The organism is Streptomyces sp. NPDC045021, from assembly GCF_056432645.1.
The window spans coordinates 200,321-213,540 of sequence record NZ_JBWKIQ010000004.1 but is presented as its reverse complement, the minus strand read 5'-3'; the positions used below and the strand labels follow the sequence as shown (position 1 = coordinate 213,540).

Below are 13,220 nucleotides of genomic sequence, written 5' to 3'. Positions count from 1 at the left end.
CCCCCCTCACAGTGAGGTCTTCGTCATGCCCCTGCCCAGCCGACGCGGTGTGCTGCTCGGATCGGCCGCCGGCGCGGCCGCCGCCGCCCTGCCCGCGGTCCCGGCACACGCCGGGCAACCCGACGGACGTCAGGAACGGCCCTACCGCTGGCGCACCGTGGCCATCGGCGGCACCGGTTTCGTCACCGGCGTGCTGTTCCACCCGGCCGTCCGCGGACTCGCCTACGCCCGCACCGACATCGGGGGCGCCTACCGGTGGGAGGACCGCACCGCGCGGTGGACCGCGCTGACCGACTCGCTCGGCTGGGACGACTGGAACCTCCTCGGTGTCGAAGCCATGGCCGTCGACCCGTCCCACCCCGACCGCCTCTACCTGGCTGTCGGCACCTATGCGCAGTCGTGGGCCTCCCCCGGCGCCGTGCTGCGGTCCGACGACCGGGGCGCGACCTGGGCGCGTACCGATCTGAGCGTGCGGCTGGGCGCGAACGAGGACGGGCGGGGAACGGGCGAACGCCTCCTCGTCGACCCGCGCGACAGCGGTGTGCTGTGGCTCGGGACCCGGCACGACGGGCTGTGGAGGTCGGCCGACCGGGGTGCGAGCTGGGCCCGCGCCGAGGCCTTCCCCGGCGTGCCCTCCGGCTCCGGGCAGGGCGTCACCTTCCTCGCCGCTGCCGGGCGCGTCCTCTACGCGGGCTGGGGCGACGGCGGCGCCGCGCTGTACCGGACGACCGACGGCGTGGCCTGGGAGGCCGTACCCGGACAGCCCGTCGGGGCGAGCGCCAGGGTTCCGCAGCACGCCGTCCACTCCTGCGGCACGCTGTACGTCACCTACGCCGACGCTCCCGGTCCCAACGGCATGGCCGACGGCTCGGTGTGGGCGCTCAACACCGCATCGGGTGCCTGGAGCGACATCACTCCCGTGAAGCCCACCGCCGGAGACAGTTTCGGCTATGCGGGCCTGGCCGCGGACGCCCGTCACCCCGGCGCGGTCGTCGTCTCCACCAACAACCGCTGGAGTCTTGTCGACACGCTCTTCCGCACCACCGACGGCGGACTGACCTGGACCTCGCTCAAGGACACCGCCGTGCTCGACGTCACGGAGACGCCCTATCTCAAGTGGGGTGATGCCGCGCCGAAGTTCGGCTGGTGGATCCAGACCGTCGGCATCGACCCGCACGACTCCCGGCATGTCGTCTACGGCACCGGCGCCACCCTGTTCGGCACCCGCGACCTCGTCCACTGGGCGCCGCAGATCCGCGGCCTGGAGGAGACCGCCGTCACCAAACTCATCTCCCCTCCCACCGGAACCGCCCACCTGCTGTCCGCGCTCGGCGACATCGGTGGCTTCTACCACGACACCCTCGATTCCTCCCCCGCCGCGGGCATGTACGCGAGCCCCGTCTTCGGCTCCACCACCGGCCTGGACCAGGCGGCGCTCAAGCCCTCGTACGTGGTGCGCACCGGCTGGTCATCGGCACGGAACGGCGCGTACTCCACGGATGGCGGCCGCAGTTGGACACCCTTCGCCACCCAGCCCGAACAGGCCGCGAACGCGCCCGGCCCCGTTTCCGTCAGCGCCGACGGCGGTGTGCTGCTGTGGTCGCTGATCCACTGGAGCGGCACCACGTATCCGACCCAGCGCTCCACGGACAACGGCGCCAACTGGACGGAGGTGGGCACCTTCCCGCAGGGCGCCACGCCGGTGGCCGATCCTGTCGACCCGGCGCGCTGCTACGCCTACGACACCGCGTCCGGAACGCTGTTCGTCTCCACGGACGCCGGCGCCGCCTTCACCGCAGCCGCCACCGAGCTGCCCTCCGGCGACACCCAGTACCGCATCGGCGCCGCACCCGGACGCCGCGGCGATCTGTGGCTGTCGGCCAAGGACGGCGGCCTGCTGCGGTCCACCGACGGCGGTGCCACCTTCGCGAAGGTCCCCGGTGTGGAGGCCTCCTACGCCCTCGGCTTCGGCAGGGCCCTGGCCCCGGGCGGTTTCCCGGCGCTCTTCCACGTCGCCCGGATCGCCGGGATCACGGGCGTCTTCCGCTCCGACGACGCGGGCGCCACCTGGCTGCGGATCAACGATGACGCACACCAGTGGGGCTGGACCGGCCAGACGATCACCGGCGACCCGCGTATCCACGGCCGTGTCTACCTCGGCACCAACGGCCGCGGCATCCAGTACGCAGACGCGCTCTGACACCCCGACGAAGCGAGTGGCTCCCATGCCCGATCTGAACGACGCCGCGCGCGGCCGGATCCTCTTCGGCGGCGACTACAACCCCGAGCAGTGGCCCGAGGAGGTGTGGCAGGAGGACGTCCGCCTGATGCGCGACGCGGGGGTCAACACCGCGACCGTCGGCGTCTTCTCCTGGGCCCGGCTCGAACCCCGTCCCGGAGCACGCGACTTCGGCTGGCTCGACCGCGTGCTGGATCTGATGGACGCGAACGGCATCGGCGCGGTGCTGGCCACCCCCACCGCCTCGCCGCCGCCCTGGATGGGTGCCCGGCACCCCGAGACGCTGCCCCGCACCGAGGACGGGTCGGTGGTCTGGTACGGCTCGCGCAACCAGTTCTGCGCCAGCTCGCCCGTCTACCGCGAGTACGCCCGTCAGATCACCGAGGACCTCGCCGAGCGCTACCGCGGCCACCCCGCCCTGCGGATGTGGCACATCAACAACGAGTACGGCACCAGCTGCTGGTGCGACGAGACCGCCCGCCACTTCCGCCGCTGGCTGCGCGCGCGTTACGGATCGCTCGACGCCCTCAACGAGGCCTGGGGGACGGCCTTCTGGAGCCAGCACTACGACGCGTGGGAGGAGATCGTCCCACCGCGCAAGGTCCAGTACATCGTCAACCCGACCCAGGGCCTGGACTTCCGCCGCTTCACCTCCGACGCCCTGCTGGAGTGCTTCACCGCCGAACGCGACATCGTCGCCCGGCACTCACCCGCTGTACCGGTCACCACCAACTTCATGCCGATGTGGATCGGCCAGGACGGCTGGACGTGGGCCGACCAGGAGGACGTCGTCTCGGTCGACATCTACCCCGATCCCAAGGACCCGCAGGCCGGAGCGTACGGCGCGATGGTCCAGGACGTGACACGCTCGCAGGCCGACGGCCCGTGGATGCTCATGGAGCAGGCGGCGGGCCCGGTCAACTGGCGGGGGGTGAACCACCCCAAGCCGCCCGGGCTGATGCGTCTGTGGTCGCTGCAGGCCGTCGCGCGCGGCGCCGACGCCGTGTGCTTCTTCCAGTGGCGGCAGTCCCGCCAGGGCAGCGAGAAGTTCCACTCCGGGATGCTCACCCACGCCGGTGAGCACGGCCGCACCTTCCAGCAGGTCAAAGGCCTCGGCACGGACCTGGACCGACTGGCGGCCGCCGTCGGCGGCCGCGTCGAATCCGAGACCGCGATCCTGCACGACTGGAACGCCTGGTGGGCCGGCGAGCAGTCCGGCCGCCCCTCCACCCGTCTCGACTACGGGCAGGTCCTGCGCTCCTGGCACCAGGCCCTGTGGGACAGCGGCATCACCACCGATTTCGCCCATCCCGAAGTGGACCTGAGCCGCTACCGGCTCGTTCTCGTCCCCCACCTGTACCTCCTCACCGACGCCTCGCTGGACAATCTCGCCGCGTACGTCCGCGCGGGCGGCACCCTGGTCTGCGGCTTCTTCACCGGGGTCGCCGACCAGGACGACCGCATCCGCGCCGGCGGAGTGGACGCCCGGCTGCGCGAACTCCTCGGCCTGGCCATGGTCCACGAATGGTGGCCGCTCGACGACGGGGAGACGGTCACCCTCGAAGAGCCCGCCCTCGGCACCTTCGGCGGCACGCTCTGGTCGGAGGACATCGAGCCCTCCACTGCGGAGCCGGTGGCCCTCTACAAGGGCGGTGTCCTGGACGGCCGGCCCGCCGTTACCCGCCACCCGTACGGGGACGGCACCGCCTGGTACCTGTCCGCCCTCCCCGAACCCGCGGCGCTGCGATCGCTTCTCACCCGCGCCGCCGACGAGACCGGTGTACGGCCTCCGCTGCCCGACCTCCCCGCGGCAGTGGAGGCCGTGCACCGCGGCGGCCTGCTCTTCCTCCTCAACCACGGACAGCACCCGGCCACCGTCCCCGTCCCCGGCGCCCACACCGATCTGCTCACCGGCCACGACCTCCAGGACGAGCTCGTCCTCGACCGCTACGGCGTGGCCGTCCTGCGGCAGGCCGGATCGTGACCGCGCCCCGCCTGCGCGGCAACTGGGACAACGTGCCCGCTGCCCGCTGGGAGGACGCCTTCCTGGCGGGCAACGGACACCATGGCGCGATGCTGCACGGCGATCCGACCGACGAACGGGTCGTGGTCAACCATCACCTGCTCGTCCGGCCCAACGGCGCCGAGCACTGCCGGGCGCCGCAGCTGGCCGAGGGGCTGGAGCGGCTGCGCGACGACATCCTGGCCGGGCGCGCCGCCGAAGCCGTCCACCGCACCGTCGCCGACCGGCCCCTGCAGTGGGTCCGGCCCTTCCACCCGGCCTTCGCCGTCCGCGTCCGGCGACCCGCTGCCCCGCACACCGGCTACCGCCGCGCGATCGACTACCGCACCGGCACCGTCCGCACCACCTGGACGGAGGACGGCGGCCGTTGGGCCTCCGAATGCTTCGTCTCCCGCGCCGACGACGTGATCGTCCACCGCCTCACCCCTCCCGCCCACGGCACGATCACCGCTGACATCATCCACGACCTGCGGCTCCCCGGAGCCCCGGACGACCTCCACGTACTGAGCACCGCAGCGGTCGGCGACACCCGGCCGGTCACGTCCGACGCACTGATCTCCACCTCCGTGTGCTACCCGCACAGCGACCTCGGATACTCCGGCTGGACCCGCGTCATGGCCCGGGCGGGCACGCTGCGCACCTCGGGCGGGACGACGTCCGTCGAGGGCTGTACGGAGCTCACCCTCCTCACCCGCGTCGCGCCCTGGAGCGCCCCCCGCGGGCCTGCGGCGCCGGAGTCCTACGAGGCGCTGTTCGCGCGCCATCTACCGCTCCACCGGCAGCCGTACGACCGGGTGGAACTCGACCTCGACGCGCCGCAGGAGCATCGCGCGCTGCCCGCCTCGACGCTGATCGCCGACCCCGCGACGTACCGACTCGCCCTCCTGGAGCGGCTGTTCGACGCGGGCCGCTACCATCTGCTCTCCTCCTCAGGTCTGCTGCCGCCCCGCCTCACGGGAATCTGGACCGGCGACTGGGACACGGCCTGGCAGGGCGCTTTCACCTGCGATGCCAACCTCAACCTGCAGATCTCCTCCGCCGCGGTGGCCGCGCTGCCCGAGGTCTCCCTCGCCCTCGCCGCGCTCGTCCGCTGCCAGCTCGACGACTGGCGCGACAACGCGGCCCGGCTCTTCGGCACGCGCGGAATCGTCGCTCCCGCCCACAGCGACGGCCTGTCCGGCCGCGCGTACCACTTTTCCGACGACTATCCGCTGCATCTGTGGACCGCCGGAGCCGACTGGCTGCTGCACCCGCTCCTCGACCATGCCGCCGTCACCGGTGACCACGTCTTCGCCCGCGAGGTCCTCACCCCGCTGCTGGCCGAGACGGCCGCCTTCTACGAGGACTTCCTGACCCGTAGCGATCCCGACGGGAAGCTCGTCCTCGTCCCCTCCTACTCCCCCGAGAACACCCCGTCCGGCGCCGACAGCCCCGTCACGGCCAACGCCACCATGGACATCGCCGCCGCCCGGCACGCCCTGCGCGCCACCGGCGAGTCCGGGCACGCCGCCCTCGCCGACCGGCTGCCGCCCTACCGGATCAACGGTGACGGCGCACTGGCCGAATGGTCCTGGCCCGGCGACCCGGGGCGCACCCCCGACGCCTATGACCACCGGCACATCAGTCACCTCTATCCCGTCTGGCCGCTCGACGAGATCAACCCGCACGACACCCCCGATCTCGCCCGCGCGGCCCGGCGCGCTCTCGACCTGCGCGGCGCCGAGAACGACTCCGCCCACGGACACCTGCACACGGCACTGGTCGCCGCCCGGCTCGGGGACCCACACCGCGTGGCCGCCGCCCTGCTCGCCGTACTCGACCAGGACTTCTTCCACACCGGCCTGATGAGCTCGCACTACCCGCAGCGCGCCGTGTACAACGCCGACGCGGCACACACCCTGCCCTCCGTGCTCATCGAATCGCTGGTCCACTCGACACCCGATCGCATCGTGCTCCTCCCCGCGCTGCCGACCTTCCTCCCGTCGGGCACGCTGCGCGGCATCCGCACCCGCTGCGGCGTCACCGTCACCGAACTGTCCTGGTCCCTGCCGGCACGGCGGCTGCGGGCCGTACTGCGGGCGGCCACCGACCTCACGGTGACGGTACAGACGGGCACGGACGGCGCTGCCCGCCCCCACAGTCTCCCCGCCGGCCGGGACCTGATCCTGAATCTCCCCGTCGGCGGGGTTCCCCCCACCAACCCCCCACATCCCAAGGGAGTTCCTCCATGCGCAGAGCCGCGCGCCCGTTCCTCAGGACCACACTGCTGACGCCGATCCTGGCGTTCCTCGCGGTCCTCGGCCTTCTCGCCGCCCCCGCCCAGGCCGCCACCTGGTCGTCCTCCGACCAGTGGGGCAGCTGGTCCAACGGCGGCTACACCCTCTACAACGACGTCTGGGGCAGCGGAGCCGGCGCCCAGACCATCTGGGCCAACTCGTACAGCAACTGGGGTGTCTGGGCGAACCATCCCAACACCGGCGGCATCAAGTCCTACCCCAACGTCACCAAGTACGTCGGGAAGCCGCTGTCCTCGCTCTCCAGCGTGAAGAGCAGCTTCAACGTGACCGTCCCGAGCAGTGGCGCGTCCGAGACCGCGTACGACGTCTGGGACTCCGCCAACGCCTACGAGATCATGCTCTGGATGAACAAGACCGGCGCGGTCGGACCCCTCGGGACCTCCCAGGGCAACGTCACTCTCGGCGGCCACACCTGGACCGTCTACAAGGGCAGCAACGGTTCCAACGCGGTCTTCTCCTTCGTCCGCACCGGCAACACCGGCTCCGGCACGGTGGACATCCTCGCCATCCTCAACTGGATCAAGAACACCAAGGGCTGGTTCTCCAACATCACCCTCGGCAACGTCCAGTTCGGCTACGAGATCACCTCGTCCTCCGGCGGCCTGAACTTCAACACCAACAGCTACAGCGTCACCTCGTCCTGAACATCGCCACGCGGCGGAGCCTGCACAGGCTCCGCCGCGTGGCCGGCGGTGCGCAAGCCGCGTCAGACCTCCAGGTCGCTCTCGATCTTCTTGAGTTGATGCCTGGCCATCGCCAGGTTGGCCCGTCCCTTGTCCAGTGCCAGATAGAGGAAGAGGCCGTTCTTGCCCCGGCCCTTGATCAGCCGGATCAGGTGGTACTGGTTGCCGAGGGTGATGAGGATGTCCTCGATGTCGTCCTTGAGGCCGAGCATCTCCATCGTGCGCACCTTGGCGCGCACCACGTCGGTGTTGCCGGCGGCGGCGACCGTCAGATCGAGGTCCTTGCCACCGCCGAGAGTGCCCAGTGCCATGCCGCTGGTGTAGTCGACGAGCGCGGCACCCAGCGTGCCTTCGATCGATGTCGTGGCTTCCTTGAGGGAGGTCTCGATGTTCGCCATGAGCGGGTACTTCCTTCCGGTCTCTTCTGTGCTGTTCGGTGTGTGGTGGGTCGGAACGGTGGTGCGGTCAGGTGTTCTCGGATCGGGTCAGCGTGCCGTCGGTCAGTTCGGCGATGCGCGCGCTGCACCGGCGGGCCTCCAGATGGAGCCGGCCCACGTTGGCGTCCGTCCCCGCCCATGCGGTGAGAACGACGGTGGTGCCCGCCGCATAGCTGGCGACATAGCCGTACTCGCCCCGGACCAGCAGCTCCCGGAAGGTGCCCCGGTCGGTGGCGTCCGCCAGACGGAGCGCGACCGAGAGCACGGCCGCGCTGAGCGCGGCGACGGTCTCGGCCTCCGGGGTGGGAAGGTCCTGGGCCAGTACCAGACCGTCGATACTCGCCGCGAGCGCGCCCGTGAGATGCGGAACACGGGCCCGTAACCTTCGGAGCTCTTCCAGGACATCGGCCTCCGTCGCCATCAACTGTCTCCTTTCGGCGCGCTGTCTCAGTGCGCGTCTCATGACGGCGTTGCCGGTGCCTCATGGGCGGGCCGGAAGATCACAGGGTTGCCTCCAATGCGTCACGCAGTCGGCGCAGCAGGGATATGTCGGGGTCGGCGGACAGGTCCGCGACCCAGGCGGGGATGGGGGACGGCCCGGCCGTCGTCTGCCGACGCGGTGTCCGCAGATGCCCGGCGGCGGCCAGCCGGCGCACGTCGATGAGCGTGTGGAAGGCGGGTCGGCCCAGGAGCCGGGCCATCGCGAAGGGGGTCAGTACGCCGTCCGCCAGATCCAGAACGGCGCGCTGCCGCCGGGTGACCGCGGGGTTGTCGGCCGCCTGGTGGCGCACGACGGGGGCGCTGTCGACCTCGGGGTGCGGCCAGATCCGGTCCAGCAACTCCTGCCGGCGCCGGGTCTCGCGCTCGACGGCTTCGGCGCGCAGCGGGCGTACGGGCCCGAACCAGTGGGTGGCTCCGTAGCGGAAGCGGGTCGGGCCGGTCCTGGGGGCCAGTGTGAAGAAGGCGGCGTCGAAGACCGCGCCCAGGTGGCAGATCTCCAGCTCCCCGCTGGTGAGCAGGTTGCTCTCGACGAGGGTCCGCCCGACCCTGCACCGTGTCCCGGCCCGGTCGATCGTCTCCTGCCAGTCCGCCGCGGAGAGCCGGCGGCGGGCGAGGAGCAGGACGTCCATGCCCGGCGCGGCGGGACTCTCGGCGTGCACGACCTCGCCGTCGAGCAGATAGACCGTGCCGGTCTCCCTCAGCAGGGCGCCGGTGGCCCCGTCCCCGGCCATACGGACCAGCATCGAGGGGTTCAGCGTTCTCATCCGAGCACCAGACGCTCGGCCAGGCCCTGGAGCCGGATCCGCGCCAGGGCGAGATTTCCCTCGTCGCGGTCGAGCCAGAGATGGAAGAAGACGCTGCTGTCGAAGGTGGTGTCGACAAAGCACAGCAGGTGATAACTGGTGGGGGTGGTGACGATGACGTCCTCGACCGGGGATCCCTTGGCGGCCTCCGCTTCGCCGTAGTTCCCGGCCGCGGCGAAGGAGGTGTGTTCGGCCGCCATACGCGCCAGTTCGGCCGTTTCGACCGCGGTGGTCTCGTGGTCGTTCGTGGGGGATGCGCCGAGGGTGCCGAGTGCCAGTCCCGTGGTCCACTCGACGACGGCGGCGCCGCGTGCGCCGGGCAAGCCCATCGCTTCGAGTAAGCACTCATCGATTCCGGGCACGCGGATTCCCTCTCCGTTCGCGGCAGTTGAGGACCTCAGCTGCACTTCGGTGACCGCGAGACTACGCACGGCAGTGCACCGGATGCGGACGTAAGATGATTTTCCGCGAAACCACAGAGCGTTGAGCTATGCTCCGCTCTTGCCAAACGCATAGTCGCCCGCAACGACAGACCGGCACGGCGGGCGCCTTGGCATGCGCTCTGCCCGGAGGGCGGAAACGCGCGGACGCCGTGCCGTGCCGATCGAGCCGCGAGGTCAGCGGTGCGAGAACCAGCTCATCGCGGGGAGCGCCCTGTCGCCGTAGTCGAACAGGGCCTGGTTCTCCCAGCCGTTGCCCGATGCGGAGTCGGCCGGATCCCAGCCGTTTCCGCTGACGGCCGTCCAGGTCGGCTCCCAGTAGAAGACGCCCAGGCCGCGTCCGTTGGGCACCGCCTCCACGATGTTCATGACATCGCGCAGCCAGCCGGCCTGGCCGGCGGCGGTCGCCGGGTAGCCGGAGACGAGTTCACCGGTGGTGTCGATGATGTTCGTCAGGGAGTCCTCGCTGTCCAGGCGAAAGGCGTACGCCGTCTCGGCGACGAAGACCGGCTTGCCGTAGCGGGAGGCGGCGGCGTCCAGGTTGCTCTGGAGGTCGGACAGCGGGCCGTGCCAGTAGCCGTAGTAGGACAGCGCGATGACGTCGAAGGGGACGCCGTGGGAGACGGCCTTGTCGAACCACCCGCGGGTGCCGGCGTTGTCGCCACCCTTGGCCAGGTGGAGGGCGACCTGGGTGGAGGAGGAGACGGCCTTGGCGGCGTTGGCGCCGGAGGTCAGCAGGCCCGCCAGCTGGTCCCAGTTGTCGGTGGAGCCTTCGGGCCAGAGCACGCCGGCGTTGATCTCGTTGCCGATCTGGACCATGTCGGCCGTCGTGCCCTGCGCCTTGAGCGCGTTCAGTACGTCGTAGGTGTGGTTGTAGACGTCGGTCCTGAGTTGGCTGTAGCTGTGCGAGGCCCAGGCGGCGGGCTTGGCCTGGGCGCCGGGGTCGGCCCAGATGTCGGAGTAGTGGAAGTCGACGAGCAGCTTCATGCCCTGCGCCTTGATGCGCTTGGCCATGGTCAGCACGCGGGCCTTGTTGTTGTAGCCGTCGGCCGGGTCGACCCACACCTTGAGGCGGCCGTAGTTCATGCCTGCCGACTTCAGGACCGTCAGCGCGTCGGCAGCGGTGCCGTTGCTGTAGCGGTAGACGCCTCCCTTGTCCTCGCTCTTCTTCAAGGAGGACACGTCACCGCCCTTGATGGCCAGGCCGGTGGCGCCGGAGGTGAAGGACAGGTCGTCGACGTTGAGCCAGTTGCCCGCGTTGGCGTCGGAGTTGATGCTGACGGTGCAGGCGTTGTTGGTCACGTTGACGGAGGTGACGAGCCGGAGCCAGACGCCGTTGGGGGTGGGCGGCAGATCGGTGCGCTGTTCGCCGCTGCCACAGCCCTTCAGGGCGAGGTAGGCGGAGTTCTGGCCGCCGCTGGAGCGGATCCAGGCGGTCAGGGTGTGCTGTCCGTTCGTCAGCCCGGACAGGTACTGGTAGGTCTCGACCTTGTAGGCGGCCGCCGACCAGTGGGTGAGCCGGTAGGAGCCCGTACGGCCGCCCGACTCCTGGTACGAGGCGCTGTTCTGGCCGGCCGCGGAGTAGGTGCTCCAGCCGGTCGTACCGGATTCGAATCCGCTGTTGGTGAGCGTGCTCGCCGCGGCCGCGTGCTGGGCGGGGGCGGCGAGCAGGGTGAACGCGGCGAGCAGTGGTACGACCACGGCTCCGGCGGCCTGGCGGAGCGTGCGTCTCGCGTGGTGCATCATCGAGGTCCCTTCGACGATGGGCGGGTGGGGGTCCTGCGGCCTCAGCCGTCGAGCCGCACGACGCGGACCGCGCCCGCCGGGACGGCGAGAAGGCCCACGGCGCGCTCGCCGGTGAGGAGTTCGGTGCCGGCGGACCCCAGCGGGATCTTGGCCTCCGTGGCGGTGTGGTTGATGGCGAAGAGGTACGAGCCGTGCTCGCCCGTCCGTCGGACCACTTCGATGTCGCGCGGAAGCTCGTCGCGCGGGTCGATCCCGGCGTCGGCCGACGCGGCGGCCAGGACCGCGTCCAGCGCGTCCGCGCCGAGCCGGGCGGAGACGTACCACGCGGTGCCCGCGCCCAGCTCGTGGCGGGTGACGGCCGGATGTCCCGCGGCCGGACCGTCGGCGTAGGTCCACACGGGCTCGGCGCCGCGCGGGACGACGAACTCGGTCCAGACATCGGCCTCCAGCTCGGAGCCGTCCCGGGCCTCGATCCGCACCCGCTCCCCCGCGAGCAGCGGCGCGTGTTCCTCCACGGTCAGGCCGAGGACCTCGCGCAGCGCGCCCGGGTAGGCGCCGGGGTGCACCATGTCGTGCTCGTCGACGATGCCGGAGAAGTACGAGACGACGAGCGTGCCGCCGCCTTCCACGTAGGCACGCAGGTTCTCGCCCGCGCATTCGGTGGTGAGGTAGAGGGCGGGCACCACGACCAGGGGGTAGCCGGACAGGTCGGCCTCGGGGTGGGCGAAGTCGATGGTCAGGTGGCGGTCGTAGAGCGCTTCGTAGAAGGCGTCGGCGCGTTCGCGGGCGTCGTGGTCCTCGGTCGGGCGCCATTCCAGTTTCTGTGCCCACCAGGACTGCCAGTCCCAGACCATCGCGGCGTCCGGGACGGTGCGGGTGCCGGCGATCTCGGCGAGTGCGGCCAGGTCCGCGCCGAGCTCCACGACCTCGTGCCAGACGCGGCTGTCCGTACCGGCGTGCGGGAGCATCGCCGAGTGGAACTTCTCGGCGCCGTACCGGGACTGCCGCCACTGGAAGAACATCGCGCCCTCAGAGCCGCGGGCGACATGGGCCAGGCTGTTGCGGGCCATTTCGCCGGGGCGCTTGGCGGGGTTGCGCGACTGCCAGCTGACGCCGCTGGTGGAGTGCTCCATCAGCAGCCAGGGGGCGCCGCCCGCGACCGAGCGGGTGAGGTCGGCGGTCATGGCGAGGTTCACCTGGGTGCGGCGGCCGTCGGTCATCAGGTAGTGGTCGTTGCTGACGACGTCGGCCTCACGGCCCCAGGCCCAGTAGTCCATGGAGTCGCACTGGCTGAGCGCGGTCATGAAGTTGGTCGTGACCGGGATTCCGGGAGACAGCCGGTGCAGGAGGTCGCGCTCGGCGGTGAAGTTGCCGCGGATCGTCTCGTCGGTGAAGCGCGCGTAGTCGAGCTGCTGCGCGGGGTTGGCGACGGTGGGAGTCAGCCGGGGGGCGTCGACATGCGCCCAGTCGCCGTAGCGCTGGCCCCAGAACGTGGTGCCCCAGGCGGCGTTCAGAGCGTCCAGCGTGCCGTAGCGGGCGCGCAGCCAGCCCCGGAAGTCCTCGACCGAGGTCTCGCAGTAACAGGCGGAGACCGGAACACCGTACTCATTGTGAACATGCCACATCGTGACCGCCGGGTGCTGCCCGTAGCGCAGGGCGAGCTGCTCGGTGATCCGGGCGGCGGCGCGGCGGTAGTGGGGCGAGCTGTGGCAGATGGCGCCGCGCGAGCCGAAACCGTAGCGCACGCCGTCCCGCGACACGGGCAGCGCCTCGGGGTGGGCGGCGTAGAACCAGGCGGGCGGCGCGACGGTGGGGGTACCGAGGTCGGCGCGGACGCCGTTGGCGTCGAGCAGCTCCAGGAGCCGGTCGAGCCAGCCGAAGTCGTACACGCCAGGCTCGGGTTCGAGCAGCGCCCAGGAGAAGATGCCGACGCTGACCATGGTCACCCCGGCCTCGCGCATCAGCCTGACGTCCTCCTGCCAGACCTCCTCAGGCCACTGCTCGGGGTTGTAGTCCCCGCCGTAGGACAGGCCACGGACACGAGGCAGCAT

The 13,220-nt window shown here is 71.1% G+C and carries 10 protein-coding genes; 4 read left to right on the top strand and 6 right to left on the bottom strand.

The genetic code is table 11. The features are described 5' to 3' along the window. The first annotated feature begins 25 nt into the window (after window positions 1–25). Genes AC07DC_RS15100 through AC07DC_RS15085 form a run of 4 tightly spaced genes read left to right on the top strand, consistent with a single transcriptional unit; the run spans window position 26 to window position 7,203 of the window. Window positions 26–2,200: a 1,4-beta-glucanase gene (locus AC07DC_RS15100; RefSeq protein ID WP_478914826.1), complete on the top strand. Its 2,175-nt coding sequence runs from the start codon at window positions 26–28 to the stop codon at window positions 2,198–2,200. 25 nt (window positions 2,201–2,225) lie between these two features. Next, window positions 2,226–4,223 (top strand): beta-galactosidase, encoded by a 1,998-nt coding sequence (locus AC07DC_RS15095; RefSeq protein WP_478914825.1) that lies wholly within the window; start codon window positions 2,226–2,228, stop codon window positions 4,221–4,223. Continuing rightward, window positions 4,220–6,532, top strand: a complete 2,313-nt coding sequence (locus tag AC07DC_RS15090; RefSeq protein WP_478914824.1) for a glycosyl hydrolase family 95 catalytic domain-containing protein — start codon at window positions 4,220–4,222, stop codon at window positions 6,530–6,532. Before AC07DC_RS15095 ends, AC07DC_RS15090 begins: the two co-directional genes overlap by 4 nt. Next, entirely contained in the window at window positions 6,490–7,203 is a 714-nt protein-coding gene (locus tag AC07DC_RS15085; RefSeq protein WP_478914823.1) for a glycoside hydrolase family 12 protein, read from the top strand. Before AC07DC_RS15090 ends, AC07DC_RS15085 begins: the two co-directional genes overlap by 43 nt. A 62-nt stretch (window positions 7,204–7,265) precedes the next feature. Here AC07DC_RS15085 and AC07DC_RS15080 read toward each other — a convergent pair whose 3' ends face one another. From AC07DC_RS15080 to AC07DC_RS15055, 6 genes are all read right to left on the bottom strand, one after another. Continuing rightward, the gene (locus AC07DC_RS15080) at window positions 7,266–7,640 is read right to left on the bottom strand and encodes a hypothetical protein (protein WP_478914822.1); all 375 of its coding nucleotides are present in this window, start codon (window positions 7,638–7,640) and stop codon (window positions 7,266–7,268) included. 67 nt (window positions 7,641–7,707) lie between these two features. Then, window positions 7,708–8,100, bottom strand: a complete 393-nt coding sequence (locus AC07DC_RS15075; RefSeq protein WP_478914821.1) for a roadblock/LC7 domain-containing protein — start codon at window positions 8,098–8,100, stop codon at window positions 7,708–7,710. 79 nt (window positions 8,101–8,179) lie between these two features. Further along, window positions 8,180–8,944 carry a transcriptional regulator gene (locus AC07DC_RS15070; RefSeq protein WP_478914820.1) on the bottom strand — a complete coding sequence of 255 codons (765 nt, stop codon included), beginning with the start codon at window positions 8,942–8,944 and terminating at the stop codon, window positions 8,180–8,182. Continuing rightward, window positions 8,941–9,345 (bottom strand): hypothetical protein, encoded by a 405-nt coding sequence (locus AC07DC_RS15065; protein ID WP_478914819.1) that lies wholly within the window; start codon window positions 9,343–9,345, stop codon window positions 8,941–8,943. Before AC07DC_RS15065 ends, AC07DC_RS15070 begins: the two co-directional genes overlap by 4 nt. A 255-nt stretch (window positions 9,346–9,600) precedes the next feature. After that, complete coding sequence (locus AC07DC_RS15060) at window positions 9,601–11,166, bottom strand: glycoside hydrolase family 53 protein (protein WP_478915137.1); 1,566 nt, start codon at window positions 11,164–11,166, stop codon at window positions 9,601–9,603. A 44-nt stretch (window positions 11,167–11,210) separates the two neighbouring features. After that, a complete protein-coding gene (locus AC07DC_RS15055) occupies window positions 11,211–13,220 on the bottom strand; it encodes a beta-galactosidase (RefSeq protein WP_478914818.1) in 2,010 nt (669 codons plus the stop codon).

Excerpts from the sequence above, each read along its gene's own strand:
- AC07DC_RS15100 (WP_478914826.1), top strand. The coding sequence starts at position 26 with ATGCCCCTGCCCAGCCGACGCGGTGTGCTGCTCGGATCGGCCGCCGGC.
- AC07DC_RS15095 (WP_478914825.1), top strand. The coding sequence starts at position 2,226 with ATGCCCGATCTGAACGACGCCGCGCGCGGCCGGATCCTCTTCGGCGGC.
- AC07DC_RS15085 (WP_478914823.1), top strand. The coding sequence starts at position 6,490 with ATGCGCAGAGCCGCGCGCCCGTTCCTCAGGACCACACTGCTGACGCCG.
- AC07DC_RS15080 (WP_478914822.1), bottom strand. The coding sequence starts at position 7,640 with ATGGCGAACATCGAGACCTCCCTCAAGGAAGCCACGACATCGATCGAA.
- AC07DC_RS15075 (WP_478914821.1), bottom strand. The coding sequence starts at position 8,100 with ATGGCGACGGAGGCCGATGTCCTGGAAGAGCTCCGAAGGTTACGGGCC.
- AC07DC_RS15070 (WP_478914820.1), bottom strand. The coding sequence starts at position 8,944 with ATGAGAACGCTGAACCCCTCGATGCTGGTCCGTATGGCCGGGGACGGG.
- AC07DC_RS15060 (WP_478915137.1), bottom strand. The coding sequence starts at position 11,166 with ATGCACCACGCGAGACGCACGCTCCGCCAGGCCGCCGGAGCCGTGGTC.
- AC07DC_RS15055 (WP_478914818.1), bottom strand. The coding sequence starts at position 13,220 with ATGCTGCCTCGTGTCCGTGGCCTGTCCTACGGCGGGGACTACAACCCC.